Consider the following 22,316-nt stretch of genomic DNA (forward strand, 5'->3'; position numbering starts at 1 on the left):
CCTTGTATGCAATCAACCTTCGCTGAATTTTATCATCGCTACCAGCGTGAGCTGTATTACTACCTACTGAAAGTTACCGGATGCGTGGATGATGCGGCGGAGCTTATGCAGGAAAGTTTTGCCCGCTATTTCGAACACTATCACCACGAACAACCTTCGCGCTCACTCCTGTATACGGTTGCCAGAAACGCATCCATTGATCGCTTTCGACAACATCATGAACATGTTGCGTTTGATCCAGAATGCCATGCGCAAAGTAGCGAGTCACTTGAAACAGAGGCCTGCCAACGCGAACAATTTAAGAACGTGTTGTGTGCGATGCAGCATCTACCGCTCGATGAGCGTGAAGTATTGGCGCTGGCAACCATAGAGGATCTTTCCTACCGAGAAATTGCGAGCATCCTCGGCTGGAGCGAAGGAAATGTAAAAGTTCGCGTGCACCGCGCACGGCAAGCACTTCGTCAAGTTTTGTCACATTCGCGAAAGCAAGCGCGTGTTTCAACGGGAGGACACCATGAAGAATGAAGAGCTTATTAGTCTCTATATCGATGATGAACTATCGCTGACTCAAAAAAAAGCATTTGTGGGGTGCGTACACGAAAATCCATCGTATGTGGCTGAAGTGCATGAATTTATCGACCAGGAACTCATGCTTCATGCAGGCGATACACTCCCGCTTCCGAAAAACTTCGAAGTGCCGCAGCAGACGCACTCAATACCTTCTGTGGCGTCCGTACAGAAAAAGAAACTACTCGATCATCCTTTTGTGCGGTACGGAAGTGGTTGGGTAGCGGCAGCGGGAATCTTCCTCTTTCTGTTTGCCCACTACCGACCAATGCCACTACAAACCACGCCAACACTCGCATCAGATATTGCAACAATACGCTATCAGCCAGATGCGCCAGCACCCCTACGGGAATACCGTTTTCTGCTGTATGAACCACAGGCGCAAGAGGTTTCTGTCGTCGGTAGTTTTAATAATTGGCAGCCAATTCCGTTAAGCGCGTTGGGCACATCAGGCTACTGGGAACTGCACTTACCACTTCCTGCAGGGGAGTACGCCTATACTTTTCAAATTGATGGCGTTCTGTCGTTGCCAGATCCCACTGTCCCCTATGTACAGCCCGATGGCTTTGGGGGTGTCAACTCAATTTTAGTGGTGGGGGACATGCTGTGAGCCGTTTAAAACAGTTCTTTGTAGCGTTTATCCCCGTAACGATGCTCTCCGCAAGTGGATGCGCTACGCATACAATAAAACAAAATGGGCCGATGCTTGAGTTCGTCATGCAGATACCAGAAGCAAAATCTGTAGTGTTAGCAACATCATACGACGACTTTGTCCATCACCCCGTACAACGCAACAAGGATAATATATGGAGCATCACCCTGCATATGCCACTGGCAACTCAACCCATTCGATACTTTACTGTGATTGATGGCATTCCCATATTGCCAGAATGCCCTTTGCGAGAACCTGATGGCTTTGGTGGCTATAATTGCCTGTATGAATTGAAATATACCATAGCGGAGAACGGCTCATGAAAACGCACCCTTTCCTTTGGCTGTTGAAGGCCATTTGTTTTATTCTTCTCCTCGCACTTGCGGTACATGCAGAGGAAGCTTTCTACCAAGCATTGGAGAACTCGGGATGGAATGAGACAGAAAAAAACCAGCTGACAATGATAGTGCAACAAGCCGAGCAGGATGGGCTTCCCACCTCTCCCTTGCATGCCAAAGTGTACGAGGGAATGGCAAAAAATATCCCTGCAGAAAGAATTATTCGTGCGGTATCACTGGCGAATGAGCAGCATAAAGCTGCCCGAACTCTGAGCACAAAACTTTCGCAAGCGCCCCTTGAACAGAACGCTCTCTTCGAGCATGCCGTCGAAGCAATGACGGCTGGTATTCCAGCACAATCCATTATGGCAGTCATGTCGCACCAGCATTTTTCTCACCCAGGGGTTGCGCAAGAAACTTTAGCTCTCATGCGCGATCTTGCGCGTCGAGGCTCTTCAGCAGAAGAAGTAGAAAATCTCGCACAAACTATCGCCAAATCACGCCTGAGCAAACGAGAAATTGGAGAGTTGCGCACAGAAATTACTCGGCACGGCAGATGGGGAAAATCAGACACATTTACGCGTGATATTACGCGCCGTGTTTCTCGTGGCGAGCGCGGATCTGCCGCCGTTCGCGGAAGCTCTTCCGGGGGGAGTAGTAGCCAAAAGAGCACAAACAGCAGCAATCCATCGCGTAAAGGGAGCGGTTCTTCCGGTGGAAGTCACGGCTCATCCAAAGGTGGTGGGTCTGGAAGCGGGAGATAAAAAAACTTTGTAACCTTTTGGGCATTACACCGTTTACTCATACAGATGGGCAACAACGCCATCCACAATATTTCCGGCCTAGCCGGATAAAGAGGTGATACGTATGAGAACACGAACCGTAGTAATTTCTCTGGCAATTGGTGCGCTCTTGCTTCATGGATGCGGGAGCAGTAGCAGCGATAGTGCACCAGCACCTCAAGCAATTTTTACTGACATTACTGTTGAGCGAGGCCCCGTACTCGGTGCTGTTGTAACAGACAGCATGGGAAATCGTGCTCGTCAACTTGAAGTCGGAAAATCCGTCTACCGCTTTGATGGCCAAATCCACTATCCCATCGCCGCTCAAGGTGGGTATATTGACGTCAATCGCAACGGAAACATTGACACGAATGACGCTCCCCTTTTGGGTTCCCTTCGATCATCTCAGGGCAATGTTGTTACCGTATTGACCACTGTACTACAAAATAACCCTGAGCTTTTGGAAACTGTAGTCAATACGTTTGGCTTGGATCCCGACGAGCTGTATGGACAAACTCCAGGCAAGAACAGCCGCATTGCTGCACTCTCCGATGGCATTTATGAACAATGCTTATTGAGCAATATTCCCGTTGACAGTTTGGATGCCACGGATGTGAATGCGCTTGTAGGTGCCCTGCAAATGCGGATAGATTCGTACGAATCACTGGAAGCGACCGAAGGGATGAATGCGGTTCAAATGCGCGAAGCGCATATCGTAAACCAATGGGTAGCGGCTCTTACAGGAAACCAATTACTTGATGCCATAGACGCCGAAGAGGAATCGATGGCGATGAAAAGTTATCGCATGATGTCGCATACCCCCGAATCTTTGGTCACTACATTCCCCTTAGCAACCCTAAACGATTCTCAAGAAAACTTTCTGGCCACCCTCTGGGAAGAAGAAAAATTGGCGCGCGACGTATATCTTGCTCTGTATCAACAACATAACCTGAGACTTCTGAGAAATATTGCCGCCTCGGAGCAAGAACATATGGACGCTACCGCTGCGCTGCTGACACGGTACAGCATTGAATACCCACTAACGCTGGCCAGCGGCACGTTTGCGAATGAAACATTTCAAACCCTGTATAACACGTTGGTAGCACAAGGAAGCGCTTCGCTAGGAGCGGCACTGCAAGTCGGCGCCTCTATTGAACAGCTTGATATTGATGACATTGATCACGGCTTAACGCTCAATATGCCCACCGACGTACGCACAATTCTCCAAAACCTCCGCCAAGGAAGTGTGAATCATCTTTCGTCGTTTCACCGCCTTGCCGAGCGCGTTGCAATACTCCCAAATTAACGTACCCGAACATTCAGAACAAAAAAACAATCGCCATGTTGCATCGATTGCAGCATGGCGATTGTTTTATGATCGCACTACCATTTCACACCTTTTTTACTTTTCAGTCAGATGAGTGTGATATATATTCCACGGCTTTGAACGACATGCTTTACCGAAAGGATTGCCCATGAGTACGGTACTGATTATCGGCGCTGGCGGCGTAGGCCGCGTGGTCGCACATAAGTGCGCGATGAATTCTGACGTGTTTACCCGCATAGTTCTTGCGAGCCGCACCCTGTCGAAATGCGAGCAAATCCGCGACGAAATCACCGCTGCGAAGCTAGAAGTCGCTGCTGTCGACGCTGATAATGTCCCAGAACTGGTCGCGCTGATCCGTAACGTTCAACCGAAACTCGTCATCAACGTGGCACTTCCCTATCAGGATCTCACCATCATGGATGCCTGCCTAGAAACCGGCGTGGACTACCTTGACACCGCCAACTACGAGCCCATCGACGAAGCCAAGTTCGAATACAAGTGGCAATGGGACTATCAGGATCGCTTCAAAGAAAAAGGACTGATGGCGCTGCTCGGCTCCGGTTTTGACCCCGGCGTGACCAACGTTTTCTGCGCCTACGCCCAGCAATACCTATTCGACGAAATTCACTACGTCGACATTCTGGATGCTAACGGCGGCGACCACGGCTACCCATTCGCCACAAACTTCAACCCTGAAATCAACATCCGCGAAGTGACCGCCAAAGGGCGCTATTGGGAAGAAGGGGAATGGAAAGAAACCGAACCCCTTTCCGAACATTTCGAATTCAACTTTCAACAAATCGGCCCGAAAGAGTGCTACCTGATGTACCACGAAGAGCTAGAATCGCTCGCCAAAAACATCAAAGGACTCAAGCGGATCCGCTTCTATATGACGTTCTCGCAAAACTACCTCACCCACCTGCGCGTACTGGAAAACGTCGGCATGACTCGCATTGACCCCGTGCTCTACAACGGCGTGGAAATCGTGCCGCTACAATTCCTGAAAGCCGTATTGCCCAATCCCGGCGACCTCGGCATCCGCACCAAAGGGAAAACCAACATCGGCTGCATCATCACCGGCATTGGCAAAGACGGCAAACCAAAGAAAATCCACATCTACAACGTCTGCGACCACGAAGAGTGCTACCGCGAAGTGATGTCACAGGCCATTTCGTACACCACCGGCGTTCCCGCTATGATCGGCGCAATGTGCATCCTGAAAAAAGAGTGGCACCGCCCCGGCGTGTGGAATATGGAAGAGTTCGACGCCATGCCGTTTATGAACTACCTCAATCAACACGGCCTGCCGTGGCAGGTGGAAGAGCTGGAAGTATAGGCTCAATAAAATTTTGCGTATCTGAAACCGAACGTTCGTAACAGAGCGTTCGGTTTTTTACGTATAGAGTCTTCAGCAATAACAGTTCACATCTCAGTTTCCAATCTTGACATCCAGTCCGTATTTGGTACCTTTTGGCAACTGGGGGTGAAATATGAATATAACAAACGACATAAAGCCGGTGAGCTATTTTAAGTCCCACACCGCCGATATGCTAAAACAGATCAATGAGACACATCGCCCAGTAATTATTACACAAAACGGTGAAGTAAAGGGCGTTCTCCAAGATCCCAGAAGCTACGAAAATATGAAAAACGCTTTCGGAATCATTAAGTTAATCTCTATGGGAGAAGAAGATATAAGAAAAGGAGATACCATCCCACAGGATGAAATTTTTGATACTCTTGAAAAAATGTTATCAAATAAATGAACAATCAATACCAAGTAGAGTGGACGCGCACCGCAAACAATGACTTAATTCGTATCATTGAATTTATTGCGACGGATAGTCCTACCAACGCAAGACGGGTTCTGAAAAAAATTAAATCAGAAGTGGCGTCCTTGCACCAGACACCGAAAAGAGGAAGAGTTATTCCCGAGCTAAAAGAGCAAGGTATAACGCAGTACAATGAAATTGTCATAGCGCCATGGAGATTGATGTATAGGGTTTCAGAAAAAACAGTTTATGTCGTTTCCGTTATAGACTCCAGAAGAAATGTCGAGGATATCTTGCTGGAAAGGTTCACGATGTAAAGCTCATCGTGGATGAAAAGCATGACTCACGCCGAGGTGCGGAGGCCACGGAGGGAACGATGAGAAGTTATATCTCTGTGTTCTCTGCGGCTCAGCGTGAATACAAATGCAAGACGTGACTCACGTAATAGTAATTGATTAACACAGAGGAATTCCCATGCCCCTTAATATTTCTAGCATCCCCACCCCCTGCTACGTTTTGGAAGAGTCCAAACTGCAACACAATCTCGATATTCTGGACGATGTCCAGCGCCGTTCCGGTGGCAAAATTCTGCTTGCGCTCAAAGGGTTTGCCATGTGGAGCACGTTTGATATGGTCGGCAAGGTTTTGCACGGCACCGCCGCCAGCGGCCTGCACGAAGCGCGGCTCGGGCACGAAAAAATGGGCAAAGAGGTGCACACTTTTTCGCCCGCCTTTACCGAAGAGAGCCTGCGCGAAATCCTCCGCTATTCCGATCATCTCGTATTTAACTCCTTTAGTCAGTGGGAGCGACTGCGTCCCCTGGTTCAGGCGTGGCCAACGCCGGTATCGTGCGGCATCCGCATCAATCCTGAATATTCCGAAGTGCATCCACCGATTTACAATCCCTGCATCCCTTTTTCGCGCTTCGGCGTCACCCGTTCGCAATTCCGCGAAGATCTGCTGGACGGCATCGACGGTATCCATTTTCACACCCACTGCGAACAAGATTCCGACGCGCTAGAGCGGACACTGGAAGTGGTTGAAGCAAAATTCGGCACATTCCTGCACCGCATGAAATGGATCAACTTTGGCGGCGGTCACCACATCACCCGCAGGGATTATGATATTGAACGGCTGATCCGCCTCATTCGCCATGTGCGCGAAACATATAACGTCGATGTGTATCTGGAGCCGGGCGAAGCGGTCGGCTGGCAGACTGGCCCGCTGGTCGCCAGCGTGGTTGACATTCTGCACAACGGCATGGATATCGCCATTCTCGATACTTCGGTGGCCTGCCACATGCCTGACTGTCTGGAAATGCCGTACCGCCCCGCCATTCGCTTTTCTGGCGAAGCGGGCGAACTGGCGCACACCTACCGCTTGGGTGGCAACACGTGCCTGGCGGGTGACGTGATTGGCGACTATTCCTTTGCCGAGCCGCTAAAGCCGGGGGATAAACTGATTTTTGAAGATATGATTCACTACACGATTGTCAAAAACAACACGTTTAACGGCGTACCGCTTCCATCCATCGCCATCTGGACGAAGGATGATCAACTGAAAATGGTGAAAACATTCGGCTACGAGGATTACCGCGACCGGCTGTCATGAACTTGGCATGGCAACGATGGATGTGCTAGTGAGCACCGCACACCACACACTCCGGATTGCGCCGCAACGCCGGAGTGATAGTCCGCATCCGCAAAAAGTCGATGTGCATCATTTTCCCATCGAGTGTTTCACCATGCCCCGTGATCTGTTTGATCGCTTCGACAGCGGCCAGACACCCGATGGTGTTTGACACCGCCCCCAGCACCCCAAATCCCATTTCATCCCAATCGTCATGCTGTGGCGGCACCATGCAGCCAAGGCATGCGGTGATACGTGGCTGCACGGTAAAGAGGTAGCCGCTCATATCGTCCATGGCCGCTTCCACCATCGGGATGCCAAGTGCAAGGCAGGCGTTATTGAGCGCCATCCGCTCGGGGAAATTGGGTCGCGACGAAATCGCTATGTTCGCACCGCACACCATCTCCACGGTGTTCTGGTCGTTCAAGCGGACGTTATGCGTTACGACTTCCAGATCGGGACTGAGCTGCCGCAGGCGATCGACGGCAATCTCAACGCGTGGTTGACCGATGCGGCCATATTCCATCAGGGTCTGGCGATTCATGTTGGTTTCGGTCAGGTTGCCATAGTGCGCCAGAATCAGTTTACCAATCCCCGCGACGGCTAAACACTGCGCGGCGGCACCACCCAGTCCACCAATGCCGCCAAGAAAAACGGTCGCTTCGCGGAGTTTTTGCTGCTTTTCACGGGTGAAGTCCGGCATCATCATCTGGCGCGCGTAACGCTCGAAGTAGGTGTCCATCGGCGACCTCCGCTAAAAAAATGCCCCTGACAGGCGCATGCCCATCAGGGGAAAGTATATACGAGATGAGCTGTTAAGGCGTTACAATTTCCCTACTACCATCGTTTTCGGCAGGTCGGGCTCGCTTTCATGGTGCGGGATTTCCAGTTTCCACCCGTTATCAAGGTGAAACACGCCACCCCACCCTTCTGCAAGGGGATCAAACGCTTCGACAATCGCTTCCAAATCCTTTTTTGGGACGTAGATGCGGTAGCCGCCTGCGGCGTTGGCATCTTTGCTGACCGTCACTTTCATGACTCCCCCTTATCTGACCATATCAAAGTTCGGGCTGTCCTTGGTTTGGCGGTCGATCTCTTCAAGCAGCGTGTTCACAATGGTGGTAAGCACGTTAATGCCACCAGTATAGCCAATGATGGAAGTGCGGTGCAGGTGGTGACGGTCGAAAATCGGGAAGCCGATCCGTACCAGCGGAATGCCAGTTTCGCGCCACAAGAGCTTCGAATACGTGCTACCGATCATCATATCTACTGGCTTGCTAAAGAGGAGCGAGCGGTAGTGCCACATGTCTTTGCCAGGATACACTTCCCCTTCAGCGCCCAGCGGAGTACTTTCCAGCAGCTTTTTGGTAGCTTTGCCCCATTTTTTGGTCGCATTGGTAACCAGTACATGCTTGGGTTCGCCGCCCATTTCCATGATAAAGCGAGTCATGCCGTACGCCAGATCAGGATCGCCATTGATGGCAAATGACTTGCCGAAAACCCAGTAATATGAGTCGGCAATGGCATCTACGAGACGGCCACGCTCAGACTTGATGCTTGCAGGAACTGGCTTGCCGCTCAGCTCAGCAATCGCCATAATCAGTTCGTCGGTGCCGGCAAGGCCGATAGGGTTGACAACCCGTACTTCCTGCTCCCAGCTTTTTGCGACCAGATCTTGTGTTTTGGTCGTGGCATAATCCTGCAGGAATATGGTGGCTTTTGAGTTGGGCGCGTCACGCAGCAAGTCCAGCGGTGTGCCCCCCTGATACATCTGATATTCACCGGTTGTCGGTGAATCGAGCATCTCCGTCGGATCGCTCAGCAGCAGGCATTCGACACCGAACTCGGCAAAGATCCGCTTGATTTCGCGATAGTTCCCGATATAAGTGTCAAAACCCATAATGACGTTAATACGATCTTTTTTCGGCGCATCGCTTTTTACCCCCACTTCGCCGAGGATGGCCAGCATCATAGCGTCGTAACCGGTAATGTGCGAACCGACAAATGATGGCGTGTGCGCGGCTGGCACCGGCATATCGGCAGGGACAATCCCCTGTTCCTTGGCGTTTTTCACAAAAGATGCCAAGTCGTCGCCGATGACTTCCGCCATGCAGGTGGTGCAGACGGCGATCATCTCCGGCTTATACAGAGCGATGGTGTTTTCCAGCCCGGCGTACATGTTGTTGTGGCCACCGAAAACGGCCGCATCTTCTGTCATGGAGTCAGAAACCGCTGGCACTGGCTCTTTAAAGTGACGCGCAAGGTGCGAACGGAAATACGCCGCACACCCTTGCGAACCGTGCACATAAGACATGGTTTTTTCGAATCCCAGAGCGGCCAACATCGAACCAAGCGGCTGGCAGGCTTTCAGGGGATTGATAACGAGCGCTTCGCGAGCGAAGTTCTTTTCTTTGTATTCCTCAGTTTTCGTATACGCGAGTATTTCGGCAACTTTGTCGTCGGGATGGGCGTTCTCATACATGCTCCGCTTGGCGCTGAGCATTTCGGTGTACACCTCATCTTTAAACATGGAGAGGTGGTCTTTTATCTGGCAGGACATGGTGTGACTCCTTGTTGAAATAATGGCGTTTACTCGCTGGCAGCTTTTTCCCACGGTGGTGTCAGCATCTTCCAGATGGGTCCGTTGACCGCCATGTCAATATCACGCGCGAAGATGGCGTAACCTTCAATGCCGTGATACGGGCCGGAATAATCCCAGGAGTGCATCTGGCGGAATGGTATGCCGGATTTCTGACACTGGTATTTTTCCTTGATCCCGGAACCGACGAGGTCAGGGCGGAGTTTTTCGATCAGTCTTTCCATTTCGTACTCGTTCAGGTCATCAACCAGTACGGTGGTGTTTTTGACGTACTCCAGTGTCCGCTGATAGTCGTCGCCATGAGCAAACTCGTATCCGGTAATGGTTGCCGGCATGCCAAGGTCTTCAAAAACCGGCATCACGTGGCGTGGGCGCAGTCCACCGACGTAGAGCATAACGCTTTTGCCTTCCACACGGGGGCGGAAGCGGGCGGTGATTTCGTCAAAGTATGGCTGATACTTTTCGGCAATCAGTTTTTCGGTGCGCTTCTGTACTTTCTTGTCGAAGTGAGCCGCGATGGCGCGCATGCTTTTGATAATCTGCGTCGGTCCAAAGAAGTTAAACTCCATCCACGGCACTTTGTAGATTTCTTCCAGGTAGCGAGCGATGTAGTTCATCGAACGGTAGCAGTGGAGCAGTACGAGCTTGGAACGTGAAACGTTTTTCAGCTCGGCCACGGTGGAATCGCCCGTCCCTTGCGAAATAACTTTCAGACCCATTTCTTCCAGAATCTTACGCGAGCCCCACGCGTCGCCACCGATGTTGTAGTCACCAATCAGCGCAATGTTGTAAGGGCTGTCTTCAACTTCGGGCGTGCCGAGTTGTTTTTCGTAGATCCAGTCCCGCAGCGCATCGTTGGCGATGTGGTGACCCAGCGACTGACTGACGCCACGGAACCCTTCGCAACGTACCGGAACAACTGGCTTGCCGGTTTCTTCTGACTTCGTGCGCGCTACGGCTTCGATATCTTCACCGATGAGTCCAATCGGGCATTCTGACTGAATCGAAACGCCACGATTGAGTGGGAACATGGTTTCGATTTCGTCAATCATAGTGCTCAATTTTTTGTCCGCACCAAACACGATATCCTTTTCCTGATAATCTGAAGTGATCTGGAACACGGTGAAGTTATCGACCCCCAGCGTGCCCGTCGCGTAGTTACGGCGCGTTCCCCACGAATACTGACCGCATCCGACGGGGCCGTGGCTGATATGCAGCATGTCTTTCACCGGCCCCCAGACAACCCCTTTTGATCCTGCATAGGCACAGCCGCGAATAGTCATAACACCGGGACGGCTTTTGCGGTTGGAGGTGATATTGCATGATTCGGTATCGCTTCCCACTACTTTAAAGTGCTTTTTGCGATCTTTCTGAGTCTTTTCGGGCATCCCCTCAATGATCTCTTCGATAACCTTTTCGGCGTAGTTTTTTTCTATTGTTCCAGCCATAAGTGGCCTCCATGTAAGTTTATGTTCCTTCTCCACAATGCTTAACAGTTATCGCTGGGTGGCGTACTGTTCCAAGAGCGAGCCCGGATGGCGAGCGGCAGGCATTCGAGAGCAGGATTGCGGAGCATGCCTGCGAGGGACAGTACGCAAACAAGCCTTTCACCAATCAAGCGTGAACGGCTGATTTGCCAATCGCTTCGACATCCTCTTCTTTCAGGATCCCGAATTCCATCAACAACTCTTCCAGCTCTTCCATAGTAAGTGGTGTCGGGATAGCAAACATTTTGTTATCAACAATTTTACGCGCCAACGTACGGTATTCATCGGCTTGCTTGCAGGTTGGATCATACTCGACAACCGTCATGCGGCGTAGTTCGGCGTGTTGCACAACGTTATCGCGTGGCACAAAGTGAATCATTTGGCTCGAAAGGCGTGTCGCAAGTGCCGATATCAGTTCCGCTTCGCAATCGGTTTTCCGCTCGTTACAAATGATGCCGGCAAGACGGACGCCACCAGAGTTGGCATATTTCAAAATCCCGCGTGAAATGTTGTTGGCCGCATACATCGCCATCATTTCACCGGAAGCAACAATGTAGATTTCTTGTGCTTTCCCTTCGCGAATCGGCATCGCGAAACCACCGCAAACAACGTCACCCAGAACGTCGTACGAAACAAAGTCGAGCTCTTCGCTGTAGGCGCCTTCTTCTTCAAGGAAGTTGATAGCGGTGATAACACCGCGACCGGCACAACCAACACCGGGCTCTGGGCCACCCGCTTCGACACACTTGATGCCAAGATAGCCCGCCTTTAACACTTCATCGAGTTCGAGATCTTCAACCGATCCGGCCTCCGCCGCGAGTTCCATAATGGTTGCTTGTGCCTTCGCATGGAGTATCAAACGGGTAGAATCAGCCTTCGGGTCACAGCCGACGATAAGGACTTTTTTGCCCATTTCCGCCAGAGCAGAAATAGTGTTTTGCGAAGTGGTTGATTTCCCAATGCCGCCTTTACCGTAAAATGCGATTTGACGTAATCTAGCCATGATAGTGCTCCTATGTAAAAAGTGTTGACCGGTTCCCTGTTCGCTTCGCCGGTTGACACGATGTAGAGCAAATGATATGCCATTATGGTAAATTACTCTTAAATCGATAGTTGCACGGAATTTCAAAGAAACTGCCAGTGACACTGTCAGCATAACAAACGAGCGATTGTTTGCAATATGACAAAAGATGACAATGGAGGACGAGATGCCCCTTGACCGAATGCGCGCCGAGAGTATCGACTTTATTTTTCCCGAAGATCTGAACCATCATGGCACACTGTTCGGCGGTAAAATCGCCAAACAGATGGCAAAAACCGCGTCAATTGTCGCTACCAAATACGCGCGCAATAAGATACTGCTGATCTCCATCAACAATTTCAAATTCACCGCGCCAGTGTTGCTGGGCGATACCTTCCGCATTGTGGCGAACGTTGTAGGAACTGGCCGGACGAGCATTGAAATTAAAGCGCAGGGGATGACGCAAAACCCGCTGACCGGCGAAGAAAAACTCGCCTGCTTTGCCTATTTTACGTTTGTTAAACTCTCAGAAGAAAACACGCCTCTGCCCGTCGACCCGTTTCCGGAAACCGAACAAAGTGCCCGCGAAATGGAAATTATCCGCCGCTCCAAGGAAGTGGGAAAGGCATTTGAAGCGCTGCAAATGGAGCCGTAAACACATCGGGAATCGGCGGTAAAAACAACCACAATCCGACCAGCAGCGCGTAACAGAGCAGTGTTCCCTGCCACTCGGCTCCCCAGAGTTTTAACGCAGAGCCGAAGGAGCGCTTGAACCGCAACCCCGCATAATTCACCGCCGAAATCTCGTCGAGCAGCAAATGGGTCAGATATCCCAGCCCCAGAAAGATGCCAGACCACCACGCGAAAAGGCGATCACTGCCTGGAAGTGCCAGCGCAAACCACACTGCCGTGCCCGCCAAAGCGACAGCCGCCGGGATACTGTGCCAAATCCCACGGTGCACCGTAGTCTTGCGAAACGCAAACTCAATCCCTTTGCGGACACCAAAAAAGAGCAGCAAGAAGAGTGGTGGCAGCGCCCACGCCGGAATTGTTGTGACAAAGGAGAGGGCGAGGATGTACCCAACAGCCAAGGCCAGGCAGGTGATAATGCCACGGGCGGGGAGCGAACTGTCGGAATCGATATCAGGCAAGACGCCGCCAAATGTCCCGATTGTCAGCAGGAGGCCACCCTGCAACGGAGAAACCATGCCGTGAGCCGCTAAGAATGCCGCGCCGCTTCCAGCAATAGTTGCGGCAACGCTCAGGTGTGTAGTAAATAACGCCATAGATTCCCCTCTTACGAAAACTTTGTATACGGAAGGCTCATGATCCTTGTCCACCAGCAACCACCAATTTATCTGCTTGCGAAAGATTCGCTGAGCTTTCCCGACCCGCGGCACGCTGGCGACATGGCACCGCTCTGCGTGGGGGGCGATCTTGGCGCGAGTCGGCTGCTGGAAGCCTATCGCCACGGTATTTTTCCGTGGTTTATCGAAGATGGCCTGGTGCACTGGTATTCGCCCAACCCCCGTGGAGTTGTCTGGTTGACAGGATACCGCCCGCCCCGCTCGGTGCTCAAGCTTTTACGTCGCTCGGCGTGGGAAATATCATTTGATCGTAATTTCGATGCCGCCATTTTGCAATGCGCGCTGGTAAAGCGCGAGCACGAGCACGGAACGTGGATCGCGCCGGAATTCCGTGCGGCATATGGCTGGCTGCACCGCTTGGGCTATGCGCACAGTGTCGAAGTCTACGAAAACGGTGTGTGCCTTGGTGGTTTATATGGCGTGGCCATTGGGAAATGCTTTTTTGGCGAATCCATGTTCAGCTTACAGCCCAATGCTTCCAAAGTCGCTTTTGCGGCACTGGCCAGTCTGGTGCAGCGATGGGGTTTTTCCTGTATTGATTGTCAAGTACTGACTCCCCACTTACAGATGCTCGGAGCAGAAGCAGTGGAGCGAGATACCTTCCTTGACCATGTCGCCACAAGCGTCACCGGCCCGATGCAACGCGGCCGATGGGATCTGACACTCACAGCGCCAGACGTCGCCGCGTATTTTTCCCTTCCCTCACCGCGTTAAGCGTGCCAGCACTTCGACATGTGTCGTGTGGGGATACATATCGTACCCACATACCGACGCCACGCGGAACCCTCTTTTCCCCTCACCCAAGTTGTGTAAATCACGCGCCAAGGTAGCGGGATTACAACTGACATAGCAGAGTTGTGTCGCACGCGAAGCGAGGATCTGTTCCGTCACCCGACGCGCAAGGCCAGTTCGCGGCGGATCGACGACAATCACATCGACGTTGCCTTCCCACGGACTCCGCTCGAGGTTGGTCGCGCAAAAACTGGCGTGCGGAAACTGACTGGTGTTCCGGCGCGCCAGCGCCAGTGCGGATTCGCTTAACTCATAGCCATAGAATCGTTGTGCCCGAGAAAGAATTGCCTGCGAAAATGTACCGGAGCCGCAATAGAGTTCCGTTACGTTGGCCGCCAATGGTATGGCCTGCGCCACATCGTGAGCCATGCGGCGTACCACCACCGGATTGCATTGCGCAAAGCCATCGGCACGCAACACACATCGCCCATACCCATAGTCTTCGGTAATTTCTGCGGCAAATCCGTTGAGCGGACGCGGTTTTCCACCGTCAGGGATACGGCACCCGGCCACCACGCTATCGGAGAGTGATTGGAGAAATTGCACCGCCGTTGCTTGCTGCGCCTGCTGGGCATACCTCGTTGCCGCATCTTTAATGCCATCGCTGACCACCAGACAATGTGGTGTTGCCACCACATCATGCGAGCCACGACGACGAAAGCCCCACGCGCTCTTTTCCATGCGAATGTGAGCGCGGTGACGATACCCCGTGACCTGCGGCGAAGGCTCAAGCGGCAGGAACGCATCGACCACCACTTTCTGGCCAGCGCATACTTCGCGCAGCATGGCGTCTTTCAGCGCCAGTTGGTCGGGATATGCGAGATGCAAAAGTGTGCAGCCACCACATTCACGGGCATGCTGGCACGGCTCGGAGCGTCGCTGCGCTCCCGCCTCTTGTAGTTCGACCATTTCGGCCTGCGCGTAGCGCTTTTTTCCCAGCGTAATGCGTGCTAGAATCCGGTCTCCGGGACAGGTTCCGGGGACGAAAACCGCACGACCATCGTGGTATCCCATACCGTGACCCGGTGGTGCATATTTGATGATTTCCAGAGCGATAGTGGACATGCTTCCTCCTGTGGTGCCGCGCGCATCGTAAACGGCGGAAGCGTTGACGTCAAACGCGAAGATAACGTTCCCCTTTGCCGAATACAAGAATGCACTTTAAAGGAGATTTCATGCCGAATTCACGTCGTTTCCCCGCCGAATGGGAGCCTCAGGATGGCGTTCTGCTGGCGTGGCCACATGCCGATTCGGACTGGGCGTCCATGCTCGATGAGGTTGAGTCGGTCTTTTTTGCACTGGCAAAACACATCAGCGCACAAGAAATCGTCCTGATTCTTTGCCCCGATCCGGAAGCTCTACGCCCCCGTTTGTTGGCCGCAGGCATTGATGCTGAGCGACTGCGCCTTGTTGGCTTGCCAACCAACGATACCTGGACACGTGACTACGGCCCACTCACGGTCATGGAAAAAGGGGTTCCCAAACTGCTCGATTTCACCTTTAACGGCTGGGGGATGAAATTTGCCGCCTGCTACGATAATCTGGCGACCCGTCGATTGCACCAACAGCGTGCGTTTGGCCATACGCCACTGGAAACAGTCGGCATGGTCTTCGAAGGGGGAAGTGTCGAAAGTGACGGGCGCGGCACATTGCTGGTGACTGCCAACTGTCTCCTGGAGGAAAACCGCAATCCGCACCTGAGCCGTCGTGATATTGATATTGCCCTGCGCGAACTGCTCGGCGCTCACACCGTGTTATGGCTGCATCACGGGTATCTGGAAGGGGATGACACTGACGCGCATGTCGACACTCTCGCGCGCTTGTGTCCAAACAACACCATCGCGTACGTGCAGTGCAGCGATCCATTTGATCCCCATTTTCAGGCACTCGGTGCTATGGAAAAGGAACTGCACACGCTCCTGAGTGCGGACGGCACACCCTATCAACTCGTGCCACTCCCGTGGCCCAAAGCACAGTTTGACGAAGACGGCGCGCGACTTCCTGCCACGTATGCCAATTATTTAGTCATCAATCAGGCCGTCCTTGTGCCAACCTATAGCGACCCTGCAAATGACCGTCAGGCTTTAGAAGCCATTGGGAGCATTTTTCCCGATCGTACCGTCATCGGCATTGACTGTCGCCCACTTATCAAACAACACGGGTCGCTTCACTGCGTCACCATGCAAATCCCCTCAGGAGTTCTGGCATGACTCTCCTTCGCACTGCCCTGATTCAACAAAGCTGTTCCGCTGATCGCACGGCTACTCTCGAAAAAACCACGCAGCTGATACGACAGGCCGCCGCTCAGGGAGCCAAGCTGGTGCTTTTGCAAGAGCTGCACACCTCGCTCTATTTCTGCCAGCAAGAAGATGCCAACCAGTTTGATCTGGCCGAGCCAATTCCCGGCCCTTCGACCGATTACTTTGGCGCACTGGCAAAAGAACTAAACGTTGTCATTGTCACGTCGCTTTTTGAACGACGTGCCGCTGGGCTCTATCATAATACGGCTGTCGTGCTGGAAAGTGACGGCACGATTGCCGGAAAGTACCGCAAAATGCACATTCCTGACGACCCCGGCTTTTACGAAAAATTCTACTTTACGCCGGGGGATCTCGGCTTCACCCCGATTCGCACTTCGGTTGGTACGCTGGGCGTATTGGTCTGTTGGGATCAGTGGTATCCCGAAGCGGCGCGTCTGATGGCACTTGCTGGAGCTGACCTGTTAATCTACCCCACTGCCATCGGCTGGGATCCCGCCGACACTCCCGACGAGCAAAAACGGCAATGCGACGCGTGGATTACCGCTCAGCGCGCGCATGCCATTGCCAATGGGATTCCCGTACTCAGCATCAACCGCATTGGCTTTGAAAGCGACCCCGCCAATCCCTGTGGTGGCATTCAGTTCTGGGGCAATAGCTTCGCCTGCGGACCGCAAGGGGAATTCCTGTGGCATGGCGATGACCAGAGCGAAGGGGCGTTTGTCGTCGATATCGATATGGCTCGCTGCGAAAAAGTGCGCCGCATCTGGCCTTTTCTGCGCGACCGACGCATTGACGCATTTGGCGACCTGACGCGCCGCTATCGCGACTAAAACTTTTTTGTGGCATTTTTTTTGCTTGACGTCATCAATCTAAATTGAATACAAACCGTTCAGCGCATGAACGGTTTTTGTTTCGCCCCACGCCAAACAAAAAGGCGGAAGCGTGCCTACTGAGGATATGTGTCCGCGAAATTGCCCTGTCCACGAAAAGCCATGAGTCATTGCAGTATCCACCCGTCATCTCGAACGCAGTGAGAGATCTCAGATTTCTCCTCGCTGCGCTCGTTCGAAATGACGTTCAATAACAGGCATTGGTTATCAGATTTTTCTCCACTTCGTTTGCTTCGATGAAAAAAATAGCATCGCCTTTTCTAAAGGATCCCACACACATGAACAGCGACCTTCATAATGAATATCAAATTCTACGCCAGCTCGAACTTCAGCAAGGGGAACTGAGCCAGCGCCGCCTTGCGAAGGCAATGGACTGCAGCCTTGGCAAAGTGAATTACGTCATGAAAGCTCTAGTAGAAAAAGGGTTTGTCGAACTGCGCAACTTCTGTGAGAATGACGACAAGCGTGTCTACAAATATCTTCTAACCCCCGAAGGGCTCAAAGCGAAATACCGCATGGGAAAACTCTATCTGCAAATGAAAATCGACGAATACGAACGGCTCCAGCAGGAAATTGAACTGCTGCGCCGCGAAGTTTCCCCTGAGCGTGACGACACATGAGAATCTTTACGGCACTGCTGCTTGTTTTGCTTTGTATCTCCACCCTCTATGCCGCCCCCCGCGAGCTAATGCTTGCTAAAGCTTGGCAGCCCAACATCAACCCTACCGGCTGGTGGATGAGCGAAAAATTCGACGGAGTGCGTGGCTATTGGGATGGGGAGCGGATGTGGAGCCGTCAAGGCAACCGTATCAATATTCCCGACACACTGCGTCGGCAACTCCCACCCTTTGCGACGGATGGCGAACTGTGGGCCGGTCGCAACGCCTTTGAACAGACGAACCAGATTGTCCGACGCGATAGCTCCGATGAAAGCTGGCAAAAGATTTCGTACCTGATTTTTGACGCTCCCAATATCGATGCACCGTTCGAAGAGCGCATAGCTGCACTGCAAGCGTGGTACCGCGTGCCGCAACCGTCGCAGGTGCGCATTGTAGAACACACTCTCTGCACCAGCGCCACCCACCTGCGCCAGACATTGCGGATTTTTGAAGCGAAAGGTGCCGAAGGGCTGATGCTCCGCGCCCCGCGCTCAGCGTATCATGCAGGACGCAGTGACGCGCTCTTAAAAGTCAAATCATATTCCGATGCCGAAGGGGTAGTGATTGGCTATCGCCCCGGCAAAGGGAAATACATAGGCATGACCGGAGCACTGGTTGTCCGACTTGCCGACGGCAACGAGCTCGCCCTTGGTTCGGGCCTAACCGACGCAGAGCGGAAAAACCCGCCAGCAATTGGCACGCTGGTGACATTCAAATATCGTGGCTATACCAATACCGGAAAACCCCGTTTTGCGACGTTCTGGCGTGTGCGGGAATAAGGAAGGCTTTTTTATGATTAATCTCATTCTCTGCGGCGGCTCTGGCACACGTTTATGGCCACTCAGCCGCACCATGCTCCCCAAACAATTCGTAAAAATCTTCGGCGGTCAATCGCTCTTTCAGCAAACGGTTCTGCGCAATCAAGCTGTCTGCGATGATTTCTTTGTTATTTCCAATATTGATCAATACTTTTTGGCCGTTGACCAGATACTCGAAACTGGTTCCACAAAAGCAAGATTCCTGCTCGAACCAATTGGCCGCAACACCGCCCCCGCCATTGCACTCGCCTGTTTGGCGCTGGCACCGGAAACTATCGTCCTTGTCACCCCCTCAGATCACTGCATTAAAGACGAAGTGGCCTACACAAAAGCAGTGAAACAGGCAACCCGGCTGGCGCAAACTGGTAAGCTGGTTACTTTTGGCATTCAGCCCACCTACCCCGAAACTGGCTTTGGCTACATCGAAGCAGATGGCGAGCGGGTACTTTCATTCAAAGAAAAACCTGATCTGGCTACCGCCACGCAATACCTCGAGCAAGGGAATTTTTACTGGAACAGTGGCATGTTCTGCTTTCAGGCTGGAGTGTTTCTGACAGAGCTCGAAAAACACGCTCCGGAAATTTATCACGCTTCGCTTGCAGCGTATGGTGCCGCTCAGACAGATCACAACGAAACCCGCATACCGCTCGATGCCATGCAAAATATCCCGTCACAAAGCATCGACTATGCCGTGATGGAACAATCCATCGAAGTTGCCGTCGTTCCATGCTCCATAGGCTGGTCTGACCTTGGGAGCTTTGACGCCCTCTATGAAGAGACAAAAAAGCCAAACAATGCCAACGCCGTGCTCGCCGGTGAGTGCCACGCGCCGCAACCACTCTGCATTGGATCGCAAAATAATCTTGTGGTGACGGGAAACCGTCAGGTGGCTTTGATTGATGTTGAAGATCTTTTAGTCGTTGATACCAGCGACGCCCTACTGATCGCCCGTAAGGGGAGTTCGCAGGAAGTGAAGCAGGTGGTCAATGCCCTGAAAGAACAGCACCCAGAGCTCACCGAAATCCATCGCTTGGCGCATCGTCCGTGGGGAACGTATGAAGTGCTGGTTGCTTCGGAACAATATAAGGTGAAGCGGATTGTGGTGAAACCGGGAGCAAAACTTTCTTTGCAGAAACATTTTCACCGTAATGAACACTGGATCATTGTCAGCGGCACGGCCACCGTAACTGTCGGCGAGCGAACCTTTCTGGTGCGCCCGAACGAATCAACCTACATCCAGATGGGCGAAGTGCACCGCCTTGAAAACCAAGGGAAAATTGACCTTGTCATGGTTGAAGTGCAGGTCGGGGAATATACGGGCGAAGATGATATTGTGAGAATAGTGGATGAATATAAGCGGTAAACAAGGAGTTGTTTTTATGAAACGGCAAGAAGTTATTAATTTCCTTGTACAGCAGAAAAGCCATTTAAAAAACACTTTTGGTGTGAATAAAATCGGTCTCTTTGGGAGTTTTGCCAGAGAGGAGCAGGGCGATACCAGTGACATTGATATCGTTGTCGAGATACAAAGCAAAAACAAATTCCGAAGTTTCTTTTCACTCAAGTATTACTTAGAGGAACAGCTTGGACGCTCCGTTGATCTTGGTATTGAGGGGTCACTCAAGCCAATGGTAAAAAAGTCTATCGAAAAAGAAGTAATTTATGTCTAAGCGAAGCCTAGAACTCTACCGACAGGATATTCTAGAGTCGACTAAAGCGATACAGGAGTTTGTTCATGGCATGACACTGCAAAGTTTTGAGACAGACCGCAAAACATACAGCGCCACACTCCGTGAATATACTGTTATTGGCGAAGCTATCTCCAAGCTCATATCTCAGCTGGAGGCACAAGCGCCTAACTACCCCTGGCGCATGGTAAAGGACTTTCGCAATATGATAGTTCATGAGTACTTTGGTGTTGATCCCGAAATCGTCTGGGATTTAACAAACTTGGAACTCCCAGAGCTGAAAAACCAAATAGAAAAAATCATCCTCACCTCGCCTCTCTCCTGCTTCAAAGCCTATGACATTCGCGGCAAAGTACCCGATGAACTGAATACCGACCTTGCCTATGCCATTGGTCGCGCCGTTGTGGCTGAACTCGGTGCGAAGCGTGTCGTTGTCGGCTATGACATCCGGCTCGAAAGCCCAGCGCTGGCGCAAAGCCTCACCGCCGGACTGACCGATAGTGGCGCAGATGTAATCGATATTGGCCTGTGCGGCACCGAAGAGGTCTACTTCGCCACCACGCACTACCAGGTCGATGGTGGCATTATGATTACCGCCAGCCATAACCCCAAAGGGTACAACGGCATGAAGCTTGTCGCCGCCGGATCGCGTCCGATTTCCAACGATAGCGGACTGCTGGCCATTAAGGCGCGAGTACAGGCGGGTGATTTCCTCCCAGTAATCGCCAAAGGTGCAGCACATCTCAAAACCGATAAATCGGCCTACATTGCTCACCTTTTGACCTACGTCGACCGCTCCAAACTCAAACCACTACGCATTGTGATGAACCCCGGCAACGGCTCCGCAGGGGCTCTGATCCATCAACTCGCCACCCATTTGCCATTTACCATCATTCCCATTCACGATACACCCGACGGCAACTTCCCTCACGGCGTACCCAACCCGCTACTCCCCGAAAACCGTGCCGCCACCGCCGAAGCAGTTGTAACCCATAACGCCGACTTTGGCATAGCATGGGATGGCGATTTTGACCGCTGCTTCTTGTTCGACGAAACCGGAGCGTTTATCGAAGGATACTACCTCGTTGGCCTGCTAGCCGAAACACTCCTCGCATCACACCCCGGAGCCAAAATCATCCACGATCCACGCCTGACATGGAATACGATTGAGCAAGTGGCACAAGCTGGTGGCGTTCCAGTGCAAAGCAAAACCGGACACGCTTTCATCAAAGAACGAATGCGGCTCGAAGACGCCGTGTATGGCGGCGAAATGTCGGCTCATCATTACTTTAAAACCTTTGCCTACTGCGATTCGGGAATGATACCGTGGCTTTTAATCACCCAACTTATGAGCGATAAAGACAAGCGGCTTTCCCAACTCGTCGCCACGCGGATGGCCGCATATCCCTGCAGCGGTGAAATCAACTACACCGTGCAGGATATCCCCACCGTACTGGAGCGAATTCTTGCTCATTTCAGCAGCCAGAACCCAACCATCAACCGTACCGATGGCATTAGCCTAGAGTTTGCAAACTGGCGTATGAATCTACGTGCCTCCAACACCGAGCCACTTTTGCGATTGAATGTGGAGAGTCGTGGCAATCAGGCGTTAGTGTGGGACAAGGTGCGGGAAATTGAGGCGCTGATTAAAACGGAGTAAGTCCAGG

At 52.1% G+C, this 22,316-nt stretch carries 25 protein-coding genes; 18 read left to right on the top strand and 7 right to left on the bottom strand.

The features are described from left to right. The first annotated feature begins 6 nt into the window (after positions 1–6). The 9 genes from P304_RS0112205 (at position 7) to nspC (ending at position 7,049) form a co-directional block, all read left to right on the top strand. Positions 7–525 carry an RNA polymerase sigma factor gene (locus P304_RS0112205; protein WP_152514548.1) on the top strand — a complete coding sequence of 173 codons (519 nt, stop codon included), beginning with the start codon at positions 7–9 and terminating at the stop codon, positions 523–525. Continuing rightward, positions 515–1,177, top strand: coding sequence for a glycogen-binding domain-containing protein (locus P304_RS16385; RefSeq protein WP_051321667.1), 663 nt, complete (start codon positions 515–517; stop codon positions 1,175–1,177). The genes P304_RS0112205 and P304_RS16385 overlap by 11 nt, the downstream gene beginning before the upstream one ends. After that, positions 1,174–1,542, top strand: coding sequence for a hypothetical protein (locus P304_RS0112215; protein WP_027390762.1), 369 nt, complete (start codon positions 1,174–1,176; stop codon positions 1,540–1,542). The genes P304_RS16385 and P304_RS0112215 overlap by 4 nt, the downstream gene beginning before the upstream one ends. Continuing rightward, positions 1,539–2,321: a hypothetical protein gene (locus P304_RS0112220; RefSeq protein ID WP_027390763.1), complete on the top strand. Its 783-nt coding sequence runs from the start codon at positions 1,539–1,541 to the stop codon at positions 2,319–2,321. Before P304_RS0112215 ends, P304_RS0112220 begins: the two co-directional genes overlap by 4 nt. Positions 2,322–2,424: 103 nt before the next feature. After that, the gene (locus P304_RS16390) at positions 2,425–3,645 is read left to right on the top strand and encodes a DUF2202 domain-containing protein (protein ID WP_051321668.1); all 1,221 of its coding nucleotides are present in this window, start codon (positions 2,425–2,427) and stop codon (positions 3,643–3,645) included. Between the two features lie 169 nt (positions 3,646–3,814). Continuing rightward, positions 3,815–5,002 (top strand): saccharopine dehydrogenase family protein, encoded by a 1,188-nt coding sequence (locus P304_RS0112230; RefSeq protein ID WP_027390764.1) that lies wholly within the window; start codon positions 3,815–3,817, stop codon positions 5,000–5,002. Between the two features lie 154 nt (positions 5,003–5,156). Continuing rightward, complete coding sequence (locus P304_RS0112235; protein WP_027390765.1) at positions 5,157–5,432, top strand: type II toxin-antitoxin system Phd/YefM family antitoxin; 276 nt, start codon at positions 5,157–5,159, stop codon at positions 5,430–5,432. Beyond that, positions 5,429–5,755, top strand: coding sequence for a type II toxin-antitoxin system RelE/ParE family toxin (locus tag P304_RS0112240; protein WP_027390766.1), 327 nt, complete (start codon positions 5,429–5,431; stop codon positions 5,753–5,755). Before P304_RS0112235 ends, P304_RS0112240 begins: the two co-directional genes overlap by 4 nt. 157 nt (positions 5,756–5,912) lie before the next feature. Further along, positions 5,913–7,049 (top strand): carboxynorspermidine decarboxylase, encoded by a 1,137-nt coding sequence (gene nspC / locus P304_RS0112245; protein ID WP_027390767.1) that lies wholly within the window; start codon positions 5,913–5,915, stop codon positions 7,047–7,049. A gap of 25 nt (positions 7,050–7,074) precedes the next feature. Here the strand turns inward: nspC and P304_RS15550 are convergent, their stop codons facing one another. The 5 genes from P304_RS15550 to nifH all read right to left on the bottom strand — a co-directional run bounded on the left by P304_RS15550 (position 7,075) and on the right by nifH (position 12,156). Then, the gene (locus P304_RS15550) at positions 7,075–7,809 is read right to left on the bottom strand and encodes a HesA/MoeB/ThiF family protein (protein WP_051321669.1); all 735 of its coding nucleotides are present in this window, start codon (positions 7,807–7,809) and stop codon (positions 7,075–7,077) included. 81 nt (positions 7,810–7,890) lie between these two features. Then, entirely contained in the window at positions 7,891–8,103 is a 213-nt protein-coding gene (gene nifT / locus P304_RS0112255) for a putative nitrogen fixation protein NifT (protein ID WP_027390768.1), read from the bottom strand. A gap of 9 nt (positions 8,104–8,112) precedes the next feature. Continuing rightward, complete coding sequence (gene nifK / locus P304_RS0112260) at positions 8,113–9,627, bottom strand: nitrogenase molybdenum-iron protein subunit beta (RefSeq protein WP_027390769.1); 1,515 nt, start codon at positions 9,625–9,627, stop codon at positions 8,113–8,115. A gap of 29 nt (positions 9,628–9,656) precedes the next feature. Next, entirely contained in the window at positions 9,657–11,114 is a 1,458-nt protein-coding gene (gene nifD, locus P304_RS0112265) for a nitrogenase molybdenum-iron protein alpha chain (RefSeq protein WP_027390770.1), read from the bottom strand. Between the two features lie 166 nt (positions 11,115–11,280). Then, complete coding sequence (nifH, locus tag P304_RS0112270; RefSeq protein ID WP_027390771.1) at positions 11,281–12,156, bottom strand: nitrogenase iron protein; 876 nt, start codon at positions 12,154–12,156, stop codon at positions 11,281–11,283. Between the two features lie 205 nt (positions 12,157–12,361). On the opposite strand from nifH, the gene P304_RS0112275 reads away from it, so the two are divergent. Further along, positions 12,362–12,829, top strand: a complete 468-nt coding sequence (locus tag P304_RS0112275; RefSeq protein WP_027390772.1) for an acyl-CoA thioesterase — start codon at positions 12,362–12,364, stop codon at positions 12,827–12,829. Here P304_RS0112275 and P304_RS15555 read toward each other — a convergent pair. Beyond that, entirely contained in the window at positions 12,771–13,460 is a 690-nt protein-coding gene (locus P304_RS15555; protein ID WP_051321670.1) for a metal-dependent hydrolase, read from the bottom strand. The genes P304_RS0112275 and P304_RS15555 overlap by 59 nt on opposite strands. A 39-nt stretch (positions 13,461–13,499) precedes the next feature. Here P304_RS15555 and aat point away from each other — a divergent pair, with 39 nt between their 5' ends. Beyond that, the gene (aat, locus tag P304_RS0112285; protein WP_027390773.1) at positions 13,500–14,255 is read left to right on the top strand and encodes a leucyl/phenylalanyl-tRNA--protein transferase; all 756 of its coding nucleotides are present in this window, start codon (positions 13,500–13,502) and stop codon (positions 14,253–14,255) included. Here the strand turns inward: aat and P304_RS0112290 are convergent. Further along, entirely contained in the window at positions 14,244–15,398 is a 1,155-nt protein-coding gene (locus P304_RS0112290) for a class I SAM-dependent RNA methyltransferase (RefSeq protein ID WP_027390774.1), read from the bottom strand. The genes aat and P304_RS0112290 overlap by 12 nt on opposite strands. Positions 15,399–15,508: 110 nt before the next feature. Between P304_RS0112290 and P304_RS0112295 the strand changes: the two genes are divergently transcribed. The 7 genes from P304_RS0112295 to P304_RS0112325 all read left to right on the top strand — a co-directional run bounded on the left by P304_RS0112295 (position 15,509) and on the right by P304_RS0112325 (position 22,309). Next, entirely contained in the window at positions 15,509–16,543 is a 1,035-nt protein-coding gene (locus P304_RS0112295) for an agmatine deiminase family protein (RefSeq protein WP_027390775.1), read from the top strand. Next, positions 16,540–17,424, top strand: coding sequence for a carbon-nitrogen hydrolase (locus P304_RS0112300; RefSeq protein WP_027390776.1), 885 nt, complete (start codon positions 16,540–16,542; stop codon positions 17,422–17,424). The genes P304_RS0112295 and P304_RS0112300 overlap by 4 nt, the downstream gene beginning before the upstream one ends. A 338-nt stretch (positions 17,425–17,762) precedes the next feature. Continuing rightward, positions 17,763–18,104, top strand: a complete 342-nt coding sequence (locus P304_RS0112305; protein WP_027390777.1) for a MarR family EPS-associated transcriptional regulator — start codon at positions 17,763–17,765, stop codon at positions 18,102–18,104. Further along, on the top strand, positions 18,101–18,922 hold the full coding sequence (locus P304_RS0112310) for a DNA ligase (protein ID WP_027390778.1): 822 nt from the start codon (positions 18,101–18,103) through the stop codon (positions 18,920–18,922). The genes P304_RS0112305 and P304_RS0112310 overlap by 4 nt, the downstream gene beginning before the upstream one ends. A gap of 13 nt (positions 18,923–18,935) precedes the next feature. Further along, positions 18,936–20,324, top strand: a complete 1,389-nt coding sequence (locus P304_RS0112315) for a mannose-1-phosphate guanylyltransferase/mannose-6-phosphate isomerase (RefSeq protein ID WP_027390779.1) — start codon at positions 18,936–18,938, stop codon at positions 20,322–20,324. 16 nt (positions 20,325–20,340) lie between these two features. Continuing rightward, on the top strand, positions 20,341–20,631 hold the full coding sequence (locus tag P304_RS0112320) for a nucleotidyltransferase family protein (protein WP_027390780.1): 291 nt from the start codon (positions 20,341–20,343) through the stop codon (positions 20,629–20,631). Beyond that, a complete protein-coding gene (locus tag P304_RS0112325) occupies positions 20,624–22,309 on the top strand; it encodes a HepT-like ribonuclease domain-containing protein (protein WP_084417713.1) in 1,686 nt (561 codons plus the stop codon). Before P304_RS0112320 ends, P304_RS0112325 begins: the two co-directional genes overlap by 8 nt. Positions 22,310–22,316 lie beyond the last annotated feature (7 nt).

This window comes from Chrysiogenes arsenatis DSM 11915, from assembly GCF_000469585.1.
Lineage (GTDB): Bacteria > Chrysiogenota > Chrysiogenetes > Chrysiogenales > Chrysiogenaceae > Chrysiogenes > Chrysiogenes arsenatis.